22 protein-coding genes are annotated in these 18,910 nt (G+C 42.9%); 15 read left to right on the top strand and 7 right to left on the bottom strand.

The window, feature by feature from the left end; all coding sequences use genetic code 11:
* Positions 1-156 precede the first annotated feature (156 nt).
* The 9 genes from E2R65_RS18915 (at position 157) to E2R65_RS18875 (ending at position 6,029) form a co-directional block, all read left to right on the top strand.
* Positions 157-762, top strand: coding sequence for an outer membrane beta-barrel protein (locus E2R65_RS18915; RefSeq protein ID WP_134338063.1), 606 nt, complete (start codon positions 157-159; stop codon positions 760-762).
* Positions 763-936: 174 nt separating this feature from the next.
* Positions 937-2,346 (top strand): sigma-54-dependent transcriptional regulator, encoded by a 1,410-nt coding sequence (locus E2R65_RS18910; RefSeq protein ID WP_134338062.1) that lies wholly within the window; start codon positions 937-939, stop codon positions 2,344-2,346.
* Positions 2,347-2,348: 2 nt separating this feature from the next.
* On the top strand, positions 2,349-2,558 hold the full coding sequence (locus E2R65_RS18905; protein ID WP_134338061.1) for a hypothetical protein: 210 nt from the start codon (positions 2,349-2,351) through the stop codon (positions 2,556-2,558).
* Between the two features lie 81 nt (positions 2,559-2,639).
* Positions 2,640-3,683, top strand: a complete 1,044-nt coding sequence (locus E2R65_RS18900; protein WP_134338060.1) for an AI-2E family transporter — start codon at positions 2,640-2,642, stop codon at positions 3,681-3,683.
* A 101-nt stretch (positions 3,684-3,784) separates the two neighbouring features.
* On the top strand, positions 3,785-4,051 hold the full coding sequence (locus tag E2R65_RS18895; RefSeq protein ID WP_134338059.1) for a YtxH domain-containing protein: 267 nt from the start codon (positions 3,785-3,787) through the stop codon (positions 4,049-4,051).
* Between the two features lie 43 nt (positions 4,052-4,094).
* Complete coding sequence (locus tag E2R65_RS18890; RefSeq protein ID WP_134338058.1) at positions 4,095-4,433, top strand: phage holin family protein; 339 nt, start codon at positions 4,095-4,097, stop codon at positions 4,431-4,433.
* Between the two features lies 1 nt (position 4,434).
* The gene (locus E2R65_RS18885; RefSeq protein ID WP_134338057.1) at positions 4,435-4,896 is read left to right on the top strand and encodes a hypothetical protein; all 462 of its coding nucleotides are present in this window, start codon (positions 4,435-4,437) and stop codon (positions 4,894-4,896) included.
* Between the two features lie 144 nt (positions 4,897-5,040).
* Positions 5,041-5,688: a tRNA (guanosine(46)-N7)-methyltransferase TrmB gene (gene trmB / locus E2R65_RS18880; protein ID WP_134338056.1), complete on the top strand. Its 648-nt coding sequence runs from the start codon at positions 5,041-5,043 to the stop codon at positions 5,686-5,688.
* An 8-nt stretch (positions 5,689-5,696) separates the two neighbouring features.
* The gene (locus E2R65_RS18875; RefSeq protein WP_134338055.1) at positions 5,697-6,029 is read left to right on the top strand and encodes an MGMT family protein; all 333 of its coding nucleotides are present in this window, start codon (positions 5,697-5,699) and stop codon (positions 6,027-6,029) included.
* On the opposite strand, the gene E2R65_RS18870 is transcribed toward E2R65_RS18875, so the two are convergent.
* Genes E2R65_RS18870 through E2R65_RS18855 form a run of 4 tightly spaced genes read right to left on the bottom strand, consistent with a single transcriptional unit; the run spans position 6,010 to position 8,448 of the window.
* Entirely contained in the window at positions 6,010-6,381 is a 372-nt protein-coding gene (locus tag E2R65_RS18870; RefSeq protein WP_134338054.1) for a hypothetical protein, read from the bottom strand. The genes E2R65_RS18875 and E2R65_RS18870 overlap by 20 nt on opposite strands.
* A 46-nt stretch (positions 6,382-6,427) precedes the next feature.
* Entirely contained in the window at positions 6,428-6,793 is a 366-nt protein-coding gene (locus tag E2R65_RS18865) for a VOC family protein (RefSeq protein ID WP_134338053.1), read from the bottom strand.
* Positions 6,793-8,070 (bottom strand): outer membrane beta-barrel protein, encoded by a 1,278-nt coding sequence (locus E2R65_RS18860; protein ID WP_134338052.1) that lies wholly within the window; start codon positions 8,068-8,070, stop codon positions 6,793-6,795. Before E2R65_RS18860 ends, E2R65_RS18865 begins: the two co-directional genes overlap by 1 nt.
* 36 nt (positions 8,071-8,106) lie before the next feature.
* Complete coding sequence (locus tag E2R65_RS18855) at positions 8,107-8,448, bottom strand: VOC family protein (protein WP_373867804.1); 342 nt, start codon at positions 8,446-8,448, stop codon at positions 8,107-8,109.
* A 162-nt stretch (positions 8,449-8,610) separates the two neighbouring features.
* On the opposite strand from E2R65_RS18855, the gene E2R65_RS18850 reads away from it, so the two are divergent.
* The 6 genes from E2R65_RS18850 (at position 8,611) to E2R65_RS18825 (ending at position 16,441) form a co-directional block, all read left to right on the top strand.
* The gene (locus E2R65_RS18850; RefSeq protein WP_134338051.1) at positions 8,611-8,955 is read left to right on the top strand and encodes a carboxymuconolactone decarboxylase family protein; all 345 of its coding nucleotides are present in this window, start codon (positions 8,611-8,613) and stop codon (positions 8,953-8,955) included.
* 32 nt (positions 8,956-8,987) lie between these two features.
* On the top strand, positions 8,988-9,542 hold the full coding sequence (locus E2R65_RS18845; protein WP_134338050.1) for a DNA-3-methyladenine glycosylase I: 555 nt from the start codon (positions 8,988-8,990) through the stop codon (positions 9,540-9,542).
* Between the two features lie 160 nt (positions 9,543-9,702).
* The gene (gene polA / locus E2R65_RS18840; protein ID WP_134338049.1) at positions 9,703-12,513 is read left to right on the top strand and encodes a DNA polymerase I; all 2,811 of its coding nucleotides are present in this window, start codon (positions 9,703-9,705) and stop codon (positions 12,511-12,513) included.
* A gap of 983 nt (positions 12,514-13,496) precedes the next feature.
* Positions 13,497-14,921, top strand: a complete 1,425-nt coding sequence (locus tag E2R65_RS18835) for a glycogen synthase (RefSeq protein WP_134338048.1) — start codon at positions 13,497-13,499, stop codon at positions 14,919-14,921.
* The gene (locus tag E2R65_RS18830) at positions 14,918-16,180 is read left to right on the top strand and encodes a glucose-1-phosphate adenylyltransferase (RefSeq protein WP_134338047.1); all 1,263 of its coding nucleotides are present in this window, start codon (positions 14,918-14,920) and stop codon (positions 16,178-16,180) included. The genes E2R65_RS18835 and E2R65_RS18830 overlap by 4 nt, the downstream gene beginning before the upstream one ends.
* Positions 16,181-16,252: 72 nt before the next feature.
* On the top strand, positions 16,253-16,441 hold the full coding sequence (locus tag E2R65_RS18825) for a hypothetical protein (RefSeq protein ID WP_134338046.1): 189 nt from the start codon (positions 16,253-16,255) through the stop codon (positions 16,439-16,441).
* Positions 16,442-16,520: 79 nt separating this feature from the next.
* Here E2R65_RS18825 and E2R65_RS18820 read toward each other — a convergent pair whose 3' ends face one another.
* The 3 genes from E2R65_RS18820 to E2R65_RS18810 all read right to left on the bottom strand — a co-directional run bounded on the left by E2R65_RS18820 (position 16,521) and on the right by E2R65_RS18810 (position 18,884).
* Positions 16,521-17,198 (bottom strand): metal-dependent hydrolase, encoded by a 678-nt coding sequence (locus E2R65_RS18820; RefSeq protein ID WP_134338045.1) that lies wholly within the window; start codon positions 17,196-17,198, stop codon positions 16,521-16,523.
* A 22-nt stretch (positions 17,199-17,220) separates the two neighbouring features.
* Positions 17,221-17,535 carry a YbaB/EbfC family nucleoid-associated protein gene (locus E2R65_RS18815; RefSeq protein WP_134338044.1) on the bottom strand — a complete coding sequence of 105 codons (315 nt, stop codon included), beginning with the start codon at positions 17,533-17,535 and terminating at the stop codon, positions 17,221-17,223.
* A 137-nt stretch (positions 17,536-17,672) separates the two neighbouring features.
* Positions 17,673-18,884: a serine hydrolase domain-containing protein gene (locus E2R65_RS18810; protein ID WP_134338043.1), complete on the bottom strand. Its 1,212-nt coding sequence runs from the start codon at positions 18,882-18,884 to the stop codon at positions 17,673-17,675.
* Between the last annotated feature and the right edge of the window lie 26 nt (positions 18,885-18,910).

The raw sequence follows: 18,910 nt of genomic DNA, 5'->3' as shown, positions 1-18,910 counted from the left end.
ATTGCGCTGACCAACTAACCCATAAAGTCAAAAAATAATTATCTGTTAATCAATCGATTAAGAATTTCTGACAATCGGATGAAAAACAAATTACGTTTTCATGCTTTACTTTGCTGCGTGTAAAACAAATTACACCATCATAATATTATATATAACATGAAAACTACATTAAAAATTGCAACATTGGTTTTAGCTTTTGCCGGATTATCATTCGCTGCTAAAGCCCAAACAACGTCTTCATCTGCAAGCACTACAACAAAAAGCGGCATACGTTACAGCATTGGTGTTGAATCAGGCATCACCGTAGGCGACTTTAAAGACACACACAAATGGAACCTGGGTGGTTCGGTACAGGCAGATATCCCTGTAGCAAACCAATTATTCGTAACGGTTAACGCGGGTTACAACAACTTTTTTGGTGCAAAAAATGATGCAACAGGTCTTACCGCATCTGATATTCACCTGATACCGGTAAAAGCTGGTATAAAATACTTCGTAGTTCCAAACTTCTACGTTCAGGGAGAAGCCGGCGCAGCGTTTTTGCTTAACAAAGATGAATTTTATGGTAAAACCGATAATGGTAAATCTGTAGCATTTGTTTATGCGCCGCAAATTGGTGTTCAGTTCCCGGTTAGCGCAAGCGGTAACTTTATCGATGCAGGTATCCGTTACGAAGCTACATCTAAATACAACACTACTATCGCTAACAGCATTAATAGCAAGGTACAGTTCTTAGGCCTGCGTTTAGCATACGGTTTCTAAGCTCAAAAATCATTATTTAATCCAAAGATCAATAACAAAAGGGAGGCGCATAGCCTCCTTTTTTGTTATCAAAAATCCCAATTTTATCACATCGCAGTAATAATTCTGATATTTTGTTAAATATTTGTACCTTAACCAACGGAATACATCTACCTGTAAACAGTAATTACTGATATGAAGAAAATACTCATCATTGATGATGAAGTTAATGTTGGCCTGTTGCTATCAAAATTTTTGGTACGTAACGGTTTTGAGGTAAGTACAGCTCCAAATGGCAGTACCGGTATGGATTGCCTTAAGAAAAACGAATTTGACCTGGTGCTGTGCGATTTTAGGCTGGAGGATACCGATGGCCGCGAAATGCTGAAGAACATTAAGGCGCTTTACCCCAAAACAGGCGTTATCATCATTACCGGCTACTCTGATATTAAAATGGCCGTTGAGCTGATAAAAATGGGGGCCTACGATTACATTACAAAACCCCTTTATCCAGACGAGATCTTAAACACCATTACCAAAGCAATTGAAACCCAGTATGCTTTGCAGGAAATGGCTGCCAATGATTACACCGCCGGCGATAAACCTCAAAAAGAGATCAAGAAACAGATCCTGTCGGGCGAGTTTGTAGTGGGTACCAGCCGCGCATCCAAAGAATTATTAAAACAGATAGAGCTGGTTGCACCCACCAACTACAGCGTTATTATATTAGGCGAAAGCGGCACCGGCAAAGAATCTGTTGCCAAAAGCATCCATCTGAACAGCCTGCGCGCCAACCAGCCCTTTGTGGCAATGGATTGCGGATCGCTGACCAAAGAACTGGCCGCAAGCGAATTTTTTGGCCATGAAAAGGGCTCGTTCACCGGGGCGCTGTACACCAAGATCGGCCATTTTGAAATGGCCAACGGCGGCACCCTGTTTTTAGACGAAGTGGGCAACCTGTCTTACGAGATACAGGCCGCATTATTGCGCACCGTGCAGGAGCGCAAGGTTAAACGGATAGGCAGCACGAAAGAGATAGACCTGGATGTGCGGATAATTATTGCCACGAATGAGAACCTGCAGGATGGCATTTCCAAAGGCCGTTTCCGCGAAGATCTTTACCATCGCTTTAACGAATTTAGCATACATATGCCGCCCCTGCGCGAGCGGGGCAACGATATTATGATGCTGGCAAGCCACTTTTTAAAAATTGCCAACCAGGAGCTTGACCGCAATGTAACCACCTTTGCCCCCGAAGTAGTGGAATGCTTTATGAATTACCGCTGGCAGGGCAACATCCGCGAATTAAAAAATGTGGTGCGCCGGGCAACATTACTTACCGAAGGCAACGAGATCAGTATGAAAACGCTGCCGCTGGAGATCTCGAACTTTAAAATATCTGCCTATGAGCCGGCAAGTAACAATACGCCAGCAGAAGCAAAAGAACCTAAGCACGACCTGAAGAATGCCGCGCTTGGCGCCGAGCACGAAACCATATTGAAAGTGCTGCGCGAGGTGAATTTTAATAAAACCAAAGCCGCAGAGATCTTAAACATCGATCGTAAAACGCTTTATAACAAAATGAAATCTATTAACCTGAAATAACGATGGCAGGTGAAGAAGGAAACAGCCCCGAAAAAGGCAAAGCGTTTGAGATGCTGCGGCACGATATAAAAAACCAGCTGTCTAACATCCATCTGGCGCTGGATGGGCTGCGGTATGAGGTAGATGACACCGGGGGCGACCTGCAGCTGTACCTGGATAGCATAGCACAATCGGCAGCTAAAATAGATAAGCTGCTGGTTAATTTTGAATAAAGTAACTATAAGGCGCTAAAAACTATTTAGCGCTTTTTTGTTTATATAATGGTATCACAATCAGCTTCCGGGGGATAACCTATGTCCATTTTTAACTATAAGCAGCGTAATAACATCATACTGGTAAGTATAATTGTGCTTGGCTGTTTTTTGCTTTACGCCCTTAGCGAGCTTTTTAGCTCTATCCTGGGTGCCATTGTGCTCTACACCATCTTTCGGCCGTTTTATTTATATATGGTAAACAGGCGCAGGTTTAACCGGCCGCTATCGGCAATCATCATTATTGTAATATCGCTGCTGGTCATCGTTATCCCATTCCTGTCGTTAAGCATCATGGTGATCGGCAAAATATCGGGCATCAACCGCGAAACGATCAACCTGGATAAGTGGACACAAAAGATCGACGCGTTTACCGCAGCCAATTTAAACCAGCCGCGCTTTGCCGAAAACACCCTGCAAAAATTAGGCGCATACGCTGCCGACCTTTTTCCGTCTATTTTAGGCAGTGCGGCCAATATTGTACTTACCCTGCTGGTAATGTATTTTATTTTGTACTTTATGTTTGTACAGATGCGCGAGTTTGAAATAGGCTTACTAAAATATGCACCTTTTAGAGAGCAGCACGCCTTAAAATTTGCTGCAGAACTGCGCAATTCTACCTATTCTAACGTGCTGGGGCAGGGTGTAATTGCCATAACACAGGGTGCGCTGCTGGCCAACGGCTTTTGGATCTTCGGTATCCCCGACCCTATCTTCTGGGGGGTAATAGGCGCGTTTATATCTTTTTTACCTGTGGTTGGTGCACCTACGCTTTGCATACCTGCCGCCGTGCTGCTATATGCCAATGGCGAAAAAGTGCATGGTGTAATACTGCTTTTATACGGTATTTTGTTTATTGGCAATGTTGATAATGTGCTGCGAATGATCATTAACCGCCGCATTGGCAACACCCATCCAATTATAACTGTTATAGGCGTGTTTATAGGCCTGCCGCTTTTTGGCATACTTGGCCTGGTTTTTGGGCCTGTGTTATTATCCTATTTCTTATTATTGTTAGAAATATACGAAACAAACAGAATGGCAGCCGACAGGCTGGAAAGGATACGTACCGGCCCCGAAATGTAATGCTATTGCGGGCCTTAAATTTAATACCGGTGTAAAAATATTTTTTTAAAAAAGAATTAAATAATTATAAAACAAATTTTCAACTTAAAAATTAATATAGTATGAACGATAACACAAAAGTAGTTGTTGCCCTGTTGGCAGGATTAGCGGCGGGTGCGGCATTAGGTATTTTATTTGCACCTGACAAAGGTATCGAAACACGCGACAAGCTTTCAGAATCATTGGCTAACCTTAGCGATTCGATCAAAGAAACTGCTGCTAATGAAATTGACAAGCTGGTGGGCCTTAAAGATAAGGTTGTTGAAAACATTAAAACTAAAGTAAGGGGCGCCGAAGAAGAATATCAGGACGACCTGGAACACGCATAACTTACCGTTGCGATCAAATTTTATCCGCAACTAATAAATTAATATGGAACCAGAAAAAGAAACAGCACGACCAATTATTGACCAGGTAAAGGATTACGCTGAAACACGCTTTAAACTTTTAAAGTATGAAGTTATCGAGCGCAGCACATCTGTTATTGCTGATATTATCACAGATATTGTTATTATAGTACTGTGGGTGCTGGCATTTCTGTTTTTTAGTTTCACGCTGGCATTATGGCTTGCCGATGTATTACATTCTTACTGGCAGGGGTTTGGTTGCGTTACGGCATTTTATGCCTTAATAGCAATTATTATAGCGATGGCCAAACGTAGTTTTGAAAAGCCAATGATCAATATCATGATACGTAAGCTATTTAAATAAGATGGAAACACCAATAAGAGATATACACGAACTCCAGATGGAAATAGGGCGGCTTAAAAATCTGGAGGCAGAGCAATCTGTTGCCTTAAAGGCACGCTTTAGTGGCCCTGCTGCAATATTTTCAACAGCCATGTCGCTATTTCCGGGTTCGGCCACGGTTGACGGGGTAAAAAGCGCAGGCTTTTTTAATCAGGATTTTTTAGGGCTGATATCCCGGTTTGCATTACCCATAGCCTTAAACAAAACGCTGTTCAGAAAATCAAACTTTATTGTTAAAACGCTGGTGGGCATACTTTCTCAAAAAGCATCCCATTACATCAGCGAAGATAATGTAAGCGGTGTTTGGGGCAAAGCAAAGGGCGTTATCAACAACCTGTTTAAAAAGAAGGAAAAGGTTACGGTTAAAGAACCGCTTCCGGCGGTTGTTACGCCGGGCGATGTACCGCCATACCAGCCATATTAAAGGCCTTGGCCCTGTTGTGAAACACGGTCTTTAAAGGGATAAGCCGCACAAGGCTTATCCCTTTTTATTTGGCTTGCAGGTATGCCTGCCCGCTAAAATCGCCTTTTACAAAAAAACCGTATTTTCGCATTTTTAATATTACAAGTGGGAAAAGATAAGATCAGGCGGTTTGCCGAGATAGAAACATTTAGCAATGTGTTACAACTGGATGCCGGCAAACCCTACAGGGGTAACTGGGCTACCGGCTTTTTTAACAACAATAACCCGGTAGTGCTGGAACTGGCCTGCGGCAAAGGCGAATACACGGTAAACCTGGCGCAGATGTTCCCCGGTAAAAACTTTATCGGGATAGATTATAAAGGCAACCGCATTTGGCGCGGCGCCAAAACCGCACTGGAGGAGGGTGTAACCAATGTTGCCTTTTTGCGCATGCAGATAGAGAACCTGGTTGATTATTTTGCCCCCGGCGAAGTGGATGAGATCTGGATAACCTTCCCCGACCCGCAGCCGCAACTTAGCCGCGAAAAAAAGCGCCTCACCTCTTCGCGGTTTTTAGATATGTACCGGGTGGTATTAACACCTGGCGGCTACATGAACCTTAAAACCGATAACGACGGGCTGCACGCCTACACTGCCGAAAAAATAGCAGAACTTGGCCTAAAGCTATTCGCAAAAACCGAGGACCTTTACCATTCGGAGTATGCCGATGAGGTATTATCTATTAAAACCTATTACGAGAAAAAATACCTGCAGCATAATAAAAATATCAACTATCTTAAATTTACATTTTAAAACCTGCAATGCCCGATTATACTTTTTATGATAATGTTTATGATGTAGTGAGGCAGATACCCAGGGGCAGGGTAACCTCTTACGGGGCAATAGCGGCTTATTTGGGCACTAAGCAATCATCGCGGATTGTAGGTTACGCCATGATGGCCTGTGGAACTGCGCAGCCGCCCGTGCCTGCGCACCGCGTGGTGAACCGCCAGGGTTTGCTAACCGGCAAATTCCACTTTGGCGGCGATACCATGGAGCAGCTTTTAAAAAATGAAGGCGTTGAAGTTGCGGATAACCAGGTACAAAATTTTAAAGCCCTGTATTGGGATCCGGCTATAGAATTGGCGCTTTAATGCCATCGCGGCTTTTACTGTAATCTGTAAAAACTGCGATGATAAACCAAAATACACCCAGCCCGGCGTAATAGGGTTGAGTACGCTCATCATACTCAAATAAAGTAAAGGCGGCTGTTACCATCGCTATGCTTAACACGATCTCAATTATTTGGTGCACCCTTAGTTTCACCATCCTGAACATGCCAAAACTATAATCGGTAATTACAGTAAGTACCAGTTGTGCCGTAGCCAGCAGGTAAGTATAAGTGGCAACATGCTTAGGCATAGCAAATAAAACCGGCGAAAAAAACAAAAAAACGATAAGCGCATAATCTATAATACCGTGCAATTTAGGAGAGATCAGTTTCATGTAAAGTTAAATTTCCACAACATACGAATAAACCGCGCTAACGATTTTATAATAATTGCAGCAATTCCATCCGGTTGCCAAATGGGTCGATAAAGGCAAACCGTTTGCGCCCGGGGATAACGGGCTCCTCTATAATTTCTACCTCATTATCCTGCAGATGTTTGCGGGCGGCATCTACATCAACAACCGCCATGGCCACATGCCTGATACTGCGCGGCAAGGCAGGCTCTACACCAATATGCAATTGTACATCGCCAATGTTGAGCCAATACCCGGCCGACGAAAAAAGATGATCGGGCCGGTATATCAATTCCAGCCCAATCACTTTGGTGTAAAAATCCTTTGCCTCTTCCAACCGGTTAGGCGGTACACATACATGGAAATGATCTACGCGGATAAAACTTATCATCATTACATTTTGGCGAATAAATAAGTTACGCCTAACTGATAGGATTGTATATTAGCAGTAACAAACTGCAACTGTGTAATTCTTGCATTTGGCGAATATCCGGCAGAGATAATTAACTTTTTTGCAATCTCAACGCCTGCATTCACGTGTAAATTAAGCCATATTTTTGAAAATTCCGGATATTGGTCTGATACCTTTTGACTTGAATTATAAAAATTTTCGATGAATTGATATTTGTTATAAAATGATAGATTTATTGCCGGCCCAGCGTTGATAAATGCTTTAATACCCGATTGATTGTAAATATTTACAGCAGGCAAAAACTTAAAAAACAGCGTGCTTTGCTTAAAATCAAGGCTTGAGGTTACGTTATTGTTAAATTGAGAAAGAACATCTTTGTATGCATAGTGGTGAGCATTAAAACCTATTTCTGTTCTAAAAAATATCTTTTGAGTATATTTATTTAAAAACAGATTTGCGCCTGCACTTATACTTGGCGAGCTGCTGCTTACAGTTGTATTTTGCGGAAAATTGCCTTCTCCACTTAAATTAAATTTACTAAAATTAGCACCAGCCTCAATAAAAAAGCGATATCCAAATAGTGATTGAGTGCTAAAAGTAATATAATTACCATTTATCTTTTCGGCAGTTCCCTTTAACTCTCGCTCGTTATAGTTGGTACGCTTTATTTTTGCTATTAGGTTCTTGTTAATAACGTTTGCATCTTTAACTAAATCCATTAATTGCTGCTTATACTTATCAATTACGATATAGTTAAAATTTGACGTGCTTTGTGTTACCTGACCAAAATTTGGTTTTAAATGATATGCTAACTCAGCTATGCTGCTACTGTTGGCAGTCATATAAAATCGCGTTTTAAGAGAGTCGGTATATTTATATAAGTTAATGTATTTACCCTTTACAATAACTTTAACAAACACCACATCCGTTTTAAATGTAGTGTCAATCGCTTTATCAGCAAGGTTGGTAGGGTTAATTTCGTCTTGGCTTATTTGTAGTTTATAACGTTCAAAATATTCCACATTAAATATTCCGAATGCTAAAATATCAGATACCGATAACACTTTACTTTCATTTGCGTTGGCTAAACTTTTAAAGTGAATTAATTTGGGGTTTTGTTCTTGTTCCTTGTAATCAATAAAACCCCTTGTTGTATCCCCATTATTTTTAACTATAAATGCCGGTTTGTAATTAGCTTGGGCTAAAATACAGGCCGGATACGCGAGCAGGAAAAAACAAATTGTGTAGAAAAATTTCATACTTAAATTCAGTTTAGGTTTAATGGTGTAATTAAATTACGCGTGCTGTGCAAATGTTAAAACGTAATTGTTATTGTCAAGAATAGAAAATTCGGTAGCGCCGTAAAAGGTGCTTTCCAGGCCTTTAAGCACTTTTACTTTATCCTTAATACTATCGAATAACCCGCGTATATCGCCCACATTAATATATAATAAAAGCGAACCACCAGCAGTACGGCTGATCTCGGGCAGGTCGTCACCCAGGCTCTCCATCTTTTGGAACATTATGGTAACGTTGCCGCTGGTCATCATAGCCCAAACCAGCTCTTCGCCGTTTTCGGGTACGGTTATGGTAGCTTCAAAGCCTAAAAGCTTATAAAATTCAACCGTTCCGGTAATGTCGTTCGTAAAAAATATTGGGCGATATACTTTCCATCGTTTTTTAATTATGCGGTAAATTTATCATTTATCGGTCACATCAAAACAAAACATTTATACCTTTAAATCCAATAACCCGGATAGTGGCAATCACTAACTCAATCAATCACTAATAAATACCCTATGGGACAATTAATAAACGATTTTGAAGCCTACCGTACTAAAATGAACGATAGGATAATGGAAACGGCTAATACCAACATCAAACGTTTCTTCGCTTTAGATACCACTACCTATGCCGATGGGGCACTGGATGTGAAAACCAAAGAAATGCTTGGCCTGGTAGCATCTATGGTTTTGCGTTGCGACGATTGTATTAAATACCACCTGGGCAAATGCCATGAAGCAGGCGTAAAGCACGATGAAATGAACGAGGTGTTTATGATAGCCAACCTGGTAGGGGGCTCTATCGTGATTCCGCATTACCGCAGGGCGGTTGAGTATTGGGATGAGCTAAGTGGTTTGTAAAAATATTTCACCGTGTCGTATAGTATTAAAATATGCCAACTAAAGACTTAACCCGTTGCCACTGGTGCGGAACCGACCCTCTTTACATGGAATACCATGATAAGGAATGGGGAAAAACAGTGCATGATGACCAGGTATTTTTTGAGTTTTTGACCCTGGAGGCTGCCCAGGCCGGCCTCAGCTGGATCACCATTTTGCGCCGGCGCGATAATTATAGTAAAGCCTTTGCCGGGTTCGATGTACAAAAGGTGGCTAATTTTGATGATACAGATCAGGCACGTTTGCTGAACGATGCGGGCATTATCCGTAACCGGTTAAAAATAGCATCGGCCATCAGAAACGCGCAGTTGTTTATAGATGTACAAAAGGAATTCGGCTCATTTAACAATTATCTGTACAGTTTTATGCCCGATGGTAAACCGCTTGCTGAATACACCGGCGCGCATGTAAGCACACCCGAGTCTGATGCGATAAGCAAGGACATGAAAAAGCGCGGCTTTAAATTCTTTGGCACTACTATTTGCTATGCCTTTATGCAAGCAACCGGCATGGTTAACGATCATGCGCCGGAATGCGATTTTAGATAAAAATAATATCGAATAATGAATTTCGAATGTTAAACATTGAAGTATTCATCGTTCAGTATTCTACATTCTGTGTTCGATATTAACATCGTGAAATTGTATTTTTGAAATCATCGGTGCAATCGATGTAATCACACCCAAAATCGGTGTAATCTCAAATATTATGAAGAAGCTTTTTCTATTGGATGGTATGGCCCTGATATACCGGGCGCATTTTGCTTTAAGTAAAAACCCGCGTTTTACATCAGGCGGTTTAAACACCTCGGCGGTTATGGGTTTTACCAACACGCTGCTGGAGGTTTTGCGCAAAGAGAAACCAACTCATATGGCCGTAGTTTTTGATACCGATGCCCCAACCGAGCGCCATACCGATTTTGCAGGCTACAAGGCCCACCGCGAGGCCATGCCCGAAGACCTGAGCAAAGCCCTCCCCTATATATTTAAAGTAGTACTGGGTTTTAATATTCCGCTGATCACATCAGACGGTTACGAAGCCGATGACATTATAGGCACCCTGGCCAAAAAGGCCGAACAAAAAGGCTACCAGGTTTACTGCATGACCCCCGATAAGGATTTTGCACAGTTAGTATCAGATAATATCCGGGTTTATAAGCCGGCCCGTATGGGTAACGATATGGAGATATGGGGTGTAAAAGAAGTGTTAGCTAAGTGGGAAATAGAGCGCCCGGAGCAGGTAATTGATATCCTGGGCCTTTGGGGCGATGCAGTGGATGGTATCCCCGGCATCCCTGGGGTAGGTGAAAAAACGGCCAAAACGTTAATTAAACAATATGGCTCGGTAGAAGAAATTATAGCCCACAGCCACGAATTGAAAGGTAAGCTGCGCGAGAATGTAGAGAAATTTGCAGAGCAAGGCCTTATGTCGAAAAAGCTGGCGACTATTAACCTGAACTCGCCTGTGGAACTGGATGAGGAAGGGCTGGAAATGTGCGCACCAAGTAAAGACCTGCTGGAGCCATTGTTTGCCGAGTTAGAATTCCGTACGCTGGGCCGCCGTGTGTTTGGTGATGATTTTAGCATTACCGAAACCCGGGCCGTATCTGTACAAACCGACTTGTTTGGAAACCCCGTTGCCGAAGGCCGCACAACGCTTACGGTAGAAACGCAGGATATTTACGAAGCGCCAACACCTGTAGAGATCAAAAATATCAATACCGTTGAACACGAATATATTTTAGCCGATACGTTTGAAAAAAGAGCCGAACTGATAACCATATTAAAAAAACAAAAGCACTTTTGCTTTGATACCGAAACCACCGGCACCGATGCCAACCATTGCGAGTTGGTGGGCCTGTCCTTCGCGGTAAAGCATAACCAGGCCTGGTATGTACCGGCCCCGCATGATGAGGAAGAGGCAAAAAAACTGGTTGCCGAATTTAAACCGGTGTTTGAAGACCCTAATATTGGCAAAACCGGGCAGAACCTGAAATTTGATATATTGATGCTGAAATGGTATGATATAGAAATGAAGGGCGACCTGTTTGATACCATGATGGCCCATTACGTGATAGACCCGGATACCCGTCACGGCATGGATATCCTGGCAGAAAATTACCTGAGCTATAAACCGGTATCTATTACCGAGCTGATTGGCCCCAAGGGTAAAAACCAGGGCAACATGCGCGATGTGGAGATAGAAAAGATCAAAGATTACGCAGCCGAGGATGCCGACGTTACCCTGCAGCTGCGCACCATTTTTGAGCCTAAGATAAAAGAAGTACAGGCCGAAGACCTGCTTCATAAAATAGAGAACCCGCTGATTTATGTACTGGCTGATATTGAGCACGAAGGGGTACGTATTGACCATGACACCCTGCGCGAATTTTCTAAAGAACTGGAAACTGATATTGCCGCATTAGAAAAAACCGTGTTTGAAAAGGCAGGTGTACGCTTCAACATCGCATCCCCAAAGCAACTGGGCGAAGTATTGTTTGAGAAGCTATTGCTTGATCCTAAAGCCAAAAAAACCAAAACCGGCCAATACCAAACCGGCGAGGATGTGCTGCTGGGCCTGGCCACTAAAAGCGATATTGTAAGAGATATACTTGATTTTAGGCAGCTGCAAAAGCTAAAATCTACCTATGTAGATGCTTTGCCAACTATGGTAAACCCTAAAACCGGGCGTGTGCATACCAGCTATAACCAGGCGGTGGCAGCCACCGGCAGGTTAAGCTCCAATAACCCCAATCTGCAAAACATCCCTATCCGTACCGAGCGTGGCCGCGAAGTAAGAAAAGCGTTCATTCCGCGCGATGCCAACCATAGCATTGTATCTGCCGATTATTCGCAGATTGAGCTGCGTATTATTGCAGAGATAAGTAAAGACCCTAACATGCGCCAGGCCTTTACAGATAATATCGATATCCACACGGCCACCGCTGCCAAAGTTTACGGTATAGGTATAGAAGATGTAGACAGCACCCAGCGCCGCAACGCCAAAGCAGTAAACTTTGGTATTATTTATGGGCAATCGGCATTTGGTTTATCACAAAACCTGGGCATCCCGCGTAAAGAGGCTGCCGAGATCATCGAGAACTATTTTGCCCAGTACCCCGGTATCAAAAACTACATGGCCGATACCATGAACTTTGCCCGCGAGAATGGCTATGTAACCACCCTAATGGGCCGCCGCCGTTACCTGCGCGATATTAACAGCGCCAACCAAACCGTGCGTGGTTTTGCCGAACGAAATGCCATCAATGCGCCTATCCAGGGTTCGGCTGCAGATATGATCAAGATAGCCATGATCAACATCCACCGCGAGTTTAAAAGCCTTAAGCTGGATGCCCGCATGACCATGCAGGTGCATGATGAGCTGGTGTTTGACGTGCCCAACCACGAGATAGAGATCGTTAAACCTATCATCATGGAAAACATGAAGAACGCCATCAAAACCGAAGTGCCTATAATGGTAGAGATAGGTACCGGTTTAAACTGGTTAGAGGCGCATTAATTATGATGAGATAAAAAGCGCCAAACAATATCATCTATCCCTAAAGAATATAATACAATAGACAGATACGATTGTTTTATTGATTACTGAACTTTATACATATTTGTCTACTTTGGTTAAAGTAAATATTGTGGATCTATGCTGAAGATTCAATATAAAATAACTATATAAAACTAAATTTGTAATTTAGTTTTTATCAAAACTGATTATCTGAATTTACAATCCGAAAAATTAAATCTTTTACAATCGATAATAAATTCAGATGATGCCGGATTAATTAGTGATTTAAAAGCCGTACTAAATTATAGAAAGGCTGATTGGTTTGATGAACTGAACGAGAAACAACAAAAGGATGTATTAGCAGGCTTAGAGGAAGCCGACAGGGGTGAAACAGTTCCACATAGTGAAGCCGTTAAACGATTTGCAAAATGGGGTTTGAAATAATCTGGACTAAAAGAGATCTTGCAACTTTTGATAATAGAATAGCGTATTTGCAAAAAAACTGGACAGAAAAAGAAATTTTCGTTTTACCGAAAGAGTATCAGAATATTTAATAAATCTAAAAGATCACCCTTTAATTTTTAGAAAATCGCTTAGGGTAAAGCATACGCATATTGGGCTCATTATTAAGCAAGTTTCGTTAATTTACAGGGTGAAGCTTAATAAACAAATTATAGAATTAATCGCATTTGTTGACAATCGTCAGGATCCTAAAAAACACCGGCCTGAATGTTATAAATTAACTATTATTTTAAAGCAGCTTGCAATAAATAATAGTTGCTTAATGGCGGCAAATTAGTACCTACACAATTCCTCTTTACCAAATCCACAATAAAAGCAACTCTGTAATTATCATTTCTGCCAAAATTGTAATCATCCATTCTATCTGATTAAATAATATCACATTTTTAAACACATTTTTCCAATTATGTGTTTGTTCATGTGGGGAAATGTTTAGTACCTTACCCTTATTATAATCCCAAATGAGAGTTTTTCACCTAAGTGCCGAATGCTACCCCATTGCTAAAGTTGGGGGCCTTGCCGATGTGGTTGGGGCGCTGCCCAAATACCAGAATATGGCTGGTATGCAGGCTGCCGTTGTAATGCCGTTTTATAACCGCAAATTTGTTCACGAAAATAAGTTTGATGTTGTTTTTCAGGGCACTACGCTGTTGGGCACCCGCCGGCTTTATTTCGAGATCTTAAAAGAACAAACCGACAAGCTGGGTTTTGAACTTTACCTGATCAAGATCCCCGGATTGCTCGACCGTGAAAATATCTACAGCTATCCCGACGAAAAAGAACAGTTCCTGGCTTTCCAGATCTGCTTTCTGGACTGGATAAACTGGAGCGGCCAAACGCCAGATCTGGTGCACTGCCATGACCATCACTCGGGCCTGGTACCATTCCTGATGTATAATTCATACCTGTACCGCAGGTTATCGCACATCCCAACGGTATTTACCATACACAACGGGCAATACCACGGCGCTTTTGGCTGGGATAACCTGCACTACCTGCCCGAGATAGACTTTTATAAAACCGGCCTGCTGGATTGGAACGGGGGCATCAACCCGCTGGCATCCGCAGTAAAGTGCTGCTGGCGGTTCACCACCGTATCGCCAAGTTATTTGCAGGAATTGAGCATCAGCTCTAACGGGCTGGAGTACCTGTTTTACGTAGAGCGCGATAAAGGCACAGGCATCATTAACGGTATTGATACCGATGTTTGGGACCCGGCTACAGACCCCATGCTACCCGAACATTTTAACGCCGCAACCGTTGCCAAAGGCAAACAAAAAGATAAAGAACTTTTATGCGAACGCTTCGGCCTGGCGCCGGATAAACCTTTAATAGCGTTTATAGGCCGTTTGGTGGTCGAAAAAGGGTCGGATCAGTTGCCCGCAGCAATCGAGCGCAGCTTAAAAGAGCATGGCGATAAAGTAAATTTCCTGATATTGGGTGCGGGCGATAGCGCTACAGAAATGTCGCTTAACCTGCTCAAGCAACTATACCCGCAAAACTGCAATGTATTTATTGGGTATGATGAGTCGCTGGCACACCTCATCTACGCCGGGGCCGATTTTTTGCTGATGCCATCGCGCGTGGAGCCTTGCGGGCTAAACCAGATGTATGCCATGCGTTACGGTACCATGCCCATAGTGCGCAGCACAGGCGGTTTAAAAGATACCGTAATTGATTTTGGCGATGAAGGCGGCTACGGTATCCGCTTTAACAATGTTACCGTAGATGATATTTGCGTATCCGTTACCCGCGCACTGGTATTGTTTAAAGACGGCCGCAAAATACAAACCCTGCGCAAACGAATGATGGCCCTCGATTTTTCGTGGAGCCGCTCTGCAAAAGAATATATCAACCTGTATGAAAGTTTAATCCCTAAGATATGACATCTAAAGTAATCAGTATTGTACTTGGAGGCGGCCAGGGCAGCCGTTTGGCGCCACTTACACAAACCCGTTCAAAACCGGCAGTGCCAATTGCAGGTAAATATCGTTTGGTAGATATCCCTATCTCCAACTGTTTGCACTCGGGTATCAACCGTATATTCGTTTTAACGCAATTTAACTCGGCATCACTAAACAAACACATTAAAAACACCTATCACTTCAGCACGTTCAGCAAGGCTTTTGTTGATATTTTGGCTGCAGAGCAAACGCCCACAAGCGGCGGCTGGTTTCAGGGCACGGCAGATGCGGTTAGGCAAAGCCTGCATCACCTGGCCACGCATGATTTTGATTATGTGCTCATTCTATCGGGCGACCAGTTGTACCAGATGGATTTTGAACAAATGATACAGCAGCATATTGATAAAAAGGCTGATATCTCTATCGCTACCATCCCTGTACATGTAAGCGATGTTCCCGGCTTTGGCATCCTTAAAACAGATTCTGACAGCCTCATCACCTCATTTGTAGAGAAGCCGAAAAGTGGTTTTGAAAACCTGGTATCAGATGTAAGCGACGAAATGAGAGAGCAGGGACGTATTTACCTGGCATCTATGGGCATTTATATATTTAACCGCAAACTGCTGTACGAATTACTGGAAGGAAACGATAATACCGACTTTGGTAAAGAGATCATCCCGCAATCCATTGCAGGGCACAAGGTTGTGAGTTACCAGTACGAAGGTTACTGGACAGATATTGGTACCATCCCATCATTTTTTGATGCCAATTTAGGCTTAACGGATGATATCCCGCAGTTTAACCTGTTTGATAAAAATCATATTTACACCCGGGCCCGCATGCTGCCGCCAACCAAAATATCCGGCACACATATGGAGCGTTCTATCATTGCGGATGGTTGTATCATCAATGCCGCCCACATTATTCACTCTATCATCGGCATCCGTACCCGTATTGGTGTGGCCAGCGAAATTGAAAGCTGCTATGTAATGGGCAGCGACAATTACCAGACACTGGAAGAAATTGCCATTGCCAAAGAAAATAACCAGCCTATTATGGGCATTGGCGACAGGTGCTGTATTAAAAATGCGATCATCGATAAAAACACTTATATAGGTGATGATGTGAGAATAAACTGCGGCGACCCACTGCCCGACGGTGACTACCCAACCTATACCGTTACCGATGGTATTGTGATTATTAAAAAACGCGCAATAATACCAAGCGGCACCGTAATTTAATTTTTAAGATAGTGAAATAATTGGCAGTTAATTTGCTTTAAGTAATAAACTAAAAAACTAAATTAACTTGTTATGAAAAAGACTATCTGTATAATCGCCGTTGCTGCCATAAGCTTTGGTAGTATTAACGCTTATGCCGTAGCCCCGTTGCAAACACAACAGCAGGATACTACCAAGAAAAAAGCGATGAAGAAAAAAATGAAGAACAAGAAGATGATGAAAGATTCTTCGATGAAAAAGGATACCGCCATGAAGATGTAAGTATCCGGTTAGTATTTTATTCAACAAAAAATGCCTTTCGTTATTTGAAAGGCATTTTTTGTTTTGCAAAGGATTCGGGTTACAGATCCATACTTTCGCCAATTGCCGGTAGCTTTAAGTTAAGGCCGGCCTTAACAAACTTACCCGCAACTTCTTCCTTATCAATTTTTATCACCGGGAAAGAATCATAGTGCACACCGATAATGTTCTTACAGTTGATAAATGCCGCCGCCTTAATAGCATCATCGGCACCCATGGTGTAGTTATCTCCCAATGGCAGTAAAGCCCAGTCCAGGTTTTCATCAGCCAGTAGCTTCATATCATAGGTAAGCGCAGTATCACCTGCAAAGTAAATCACCTTACTTTCAGCATAGATCAGGAAACCGGCAGGGTTGCCGCCATTACTACCATCGGGCAGGGCGCTGGAGTGCACGGCGTTTACCATTTTTACGCGGCCAAAATCAAAGTTAAAACCACCGCCTATATTCATACCATGCGTGTTATCTACACCTTGCTTGCCCAGCCAGCCGGCAATTTCGGCAATGCAAATAACTTTTGCGCCGCTGCTTTTGGCAATAGTAACCAAATCTGCAACGTGGTCGCCGTGGCCGTGCGATACCAGGATATAATCCGGCTTAAGGCTGTTTATATCGATATTTTTAGCCAGCTCGTTAGGGGTAATAAACGGATCGAATAATAATGTTTTGCCATCGGCCACCAATTCAATGGTGGATTGGCCATAGTAGGTTAATTTCATCAGGTTTTGTTTTAACTGTGTATTATTTGCTAAACAGGTTGCCCAGGCCGCCCATACCGCCAAGCATAGCTTGTGTCATAGCAGCCATTTCGCTCTGGCTTACATTTTCGGCCTGTTCTAAAGCTTTGTTTATGGCCACAACAAGCAGTTCTTCCAGTTGTTCTTTGTCAGCATCCTTCAAAAGATCATCATCAACAACAACCGATTGTACTACCTTGTTGCCGTTAGCAGTTACCGTTATTTTGCCACCTTCGGCTATGCCGGTTACAATAATGGCATCCAAACGTTTCTTTACCTCGCCCGCCTTTTGCTGGGCCTCCATTAATTTATCAAACATAGTGTTGTAGATGTGCAGATATGCAAATGTGCGTATGTGCAGATGATTGCACCAGCTTTTGCATATCCTGGTTAATATTATTAAAGAAGATTTTTCATTTGCACATCTGCATATCCACGCATCTGCACATCCGAAGCTTAATCTTCCGCTGTATCGCCTGCGCCGTTGTAGGCACCTTTGCGCACTACCGGCATCCCTGTCATCTTAAACAGGTCATCCAGGTGCAGCAGGCTTCCGTTTACTACATTACCTAACAAAACAATGGTCACATCGTTTTTCATATCGCGTAAAAATATATGGCGAAAGCCGTGCCACCAGCCGGTATGGTAAACCACTTTTTGGCCGGGGCTTTCAAAAATACGCCAGCCGTAACCGTAGCTAAAGTGCCCGCGGATCATGGGGTTATGCGCCGTATAAGCCGAATCTTGCGTTGCCGGTTTAATCAGTTTGCCGGCCTTAAGCGCCTGGTCAAACACAAACAGATCACCAACGGTGCTGTAAATACCTTTATCGCCCACGGGGCCATCCAAAAAGTTTTGCGCTACGGAATATTTCCAGCTGTTACGGTCGTGCCCAACCACATCGGCCGGAATTTTATCATACACCGCTTTTGAATACACGGCAGTATGCGCCATACCGGCAGGTTTAAAAATATTCTCCTTCATGTAATCAGAATAAGTCATCCCGGTTACTTTCTCGATAATAGCGCCCAGCACCATAAAGTTGCTGTTATTATATAAAAAGCTGGCGTTGGGCTTATTAAAACGTGCCGGTTTATATTTGGCTATCATGTCCATAGCCTCTTTGTTGGTAAGCCCCTTTTTTTGATTTAAATGCTGGCTGCGGTAAATACCATCTACAAAGTACACGTAATTCATCATACCGCTGCGGTGGGTAAGCAACAGGCGGATGGTAACCCCTTCATACGGAAAATCCGGGAAGAAATCACGTACATCCTGGTCCAGTTTTATCTTACCTTTTTCCCACAGCTGCATAATAGCGGTACCCGTCATGGTTTTGGTAACCGATGCCAGTTCAAACTGCGAACTTAGCTTCAGGCTGTCGCGCGTTAAATGGTTTGCCCAGCCAAAAGAACCTTCATAAATGATCTTGCCCTTTTTAGCTACCAGTACGTTGCCGTTAAAACCGCTCACCTTATGCAGGTGCTGCATAAATTCTTCAATCTTTTTATCGCCTTTGGCGGGGTCGTATTTTAAAAGTTCGGTAGTGTTAAATGGTTTGCCGTTATCAGCTTCGCCGGCTTTATTATGACCCGAATTTGAAGAGCAGGAAGCTAAAGAAACGATAGAAAATACAAAGGAAATGACAGTTGTGCACACTTGTCTCATAGGTAAAAAATCAATCACAAAACGAA

Source organism: Mucilaginibacter phyllosphaerae, from assembly GCF_004378255.1.
GTDB lineage: Bacteria > Bacteroidota > Bacteroidia > Sphingobacteriales > Sphingobacteriaceae > Mucilaginibacter > Mucilaginibacter phyllosphaerae.
Note: the sequence above shows the minus strand (reverse complement) of the source record. Positions and strands in the feature narration are given on the sequence as shown.

What these genes read in the sequence shown, in the direction of transcription:
- E2R65_RS18815 (WP_134338044.1), bottom strand. Translation starts at nt 17,535, where the DNA reads ATGTTTGATAAATTAATGGAGGCCCAGCAAAAGGCGGGCGAGGTAAAG.
- E2R65_RS18915 (WP_134338063.1), top strand. Translation starts at nt 157, where the DNA reads ATGAAAACTACATTAAAAATTGCAACATTGGTTTTAGCTTTTGCCGGA.
- E2R65_RS18875 (WP_134338055.1), top strand. Translation starts at nt 5,697, where the DNA reads ATGCCCGATTATACTTTTTATGATAATGTTTATGATGTAGTGAGGCAG.
- E2R65_RS18900 (WP_134338060.1), top strand. Translation starts at nt 2,640, where the DNA reads ATGTCCATTTTTAACTATAAGCAGCGTAATAACATCATACTGGTAAGT.
- E2R65_RS18890 (WP_134338058.1), top strand. Translation starts at nt 4,095, where the DNA reads ATGGAACCAGAAAAAGAAACAGCACGACCAATTATTGACCAGGTAAAG.
- E2R65_RS18885 (WP_134338057.1), top strand. Translation starts at nt 4,435, where the DNA reads ATGGAAACACCAATAAGAGATATACACGAACTCCAGATGGAAATAGGG.
- E2R65_RS18865 (WP_134338053.1), bottom strand. Translation starts at nt 6,793, where the DNA reads ATGATGATAAGTTTTATCCGCGTAGATCATTTCCATGTATGTGTACCG.
- E2R65_RS18820 (WP_134338045.1), bottom strand. Translation starts at nt 17,198, where the DNA reads ATGAAATTAACCTACTATGGCCAATCCACCATTGAATTGGTGGCCGAT.
- E2R65_RS18895 (WP_134338059.1), top strand. Translation starts at nt 3,785, where the DNA reads ATGAACGATAACACAAAAGTAGTTGTTGCCCTGTTGGCAGGATTAGCG.
- E2R65_RS18910 (WP_134338062.1), top strand. Translation starts at nt 937, where the DNA reads ATGAAGAAAATACTCATCATTGATGATGAAGTTAATGTTGGCCTGTTG.
- E2R65_RS18860 (WP_134338052.1), bottom strand. Translation starts at nt 8,070, where the DNA reads ATGAAATTTTTCTACACAATTTGTTTTTTCCTGCTCGCGTATCCGGCC.
- polA (WP_134338049.1), top strand. Translation starts at nt 9,703, where the DNA reads ATGAAGAAGCTTTTTCTATTGGATGGTATGGCCCTGATATACCGGGCG.
- E2R65_RS18835 (WP_134338048.1), top strand. Translation starts at nt 13,497, where the DNA reads ATGAGAGTTTTTCACCTAAGTGCCGAATGCTACCCCATTGCTAAAGTT.
- E2R65_RS18850 (WP_134338051.1), top strand. Translation starts at nt 8,611, where the DNA reads ATGGGACAATTAATAAACGATTTTGAAGCCTACCGTACTAAAATGAAC.
- E2R65_RS18870 (WP_134338054.1), bottom strand. Translation starts at nt 6,381, where the DNA reads ATGAAACTGATCTCTCCTAAATTGCACGGTATTATAGATTATGCGCTT.
- E2R65_RS18830 (WP_134338047.1), top strand. Translation starts at nt 14,918, where the DNA reads ATGACATCTAAAGTAATCAGTATTGTACTTGGAGGCGGCCAGGGCAGC.
- E2R65_RS18825 (WP_134338046.1), top strand. Translation starts at nt 16,253, where the DNA reads ATGAAAAAGACTATCTGTATAATCGCCGTTGCTGCCATAAGCTTTGGT.
- E2R65_RS18905 (WP_134338061.1), top strand. Translation starts at nt 2,349, where the DNA reads ATGGCAGGTGAAGAAGGAAACAGCCCCGAAAAAGGCAAAGCGTTTGAG.
- E2R65_RS18845 (WP_134338050.1), top strand. Translation starts at nt 8,988, where the DNA reads ATGCCAACTAAAGACTTAACCCGTTGCCACTGGTGCGGAACCGACCCT.
- E2R65_RS18810 (WP_134338043.1), bottom strand. Translation starts at nt 18,884, where the DNA reads ATGAGACAAGTGTGCACAACTGTCATTTCCTTTGTATTTTCTATCGTT.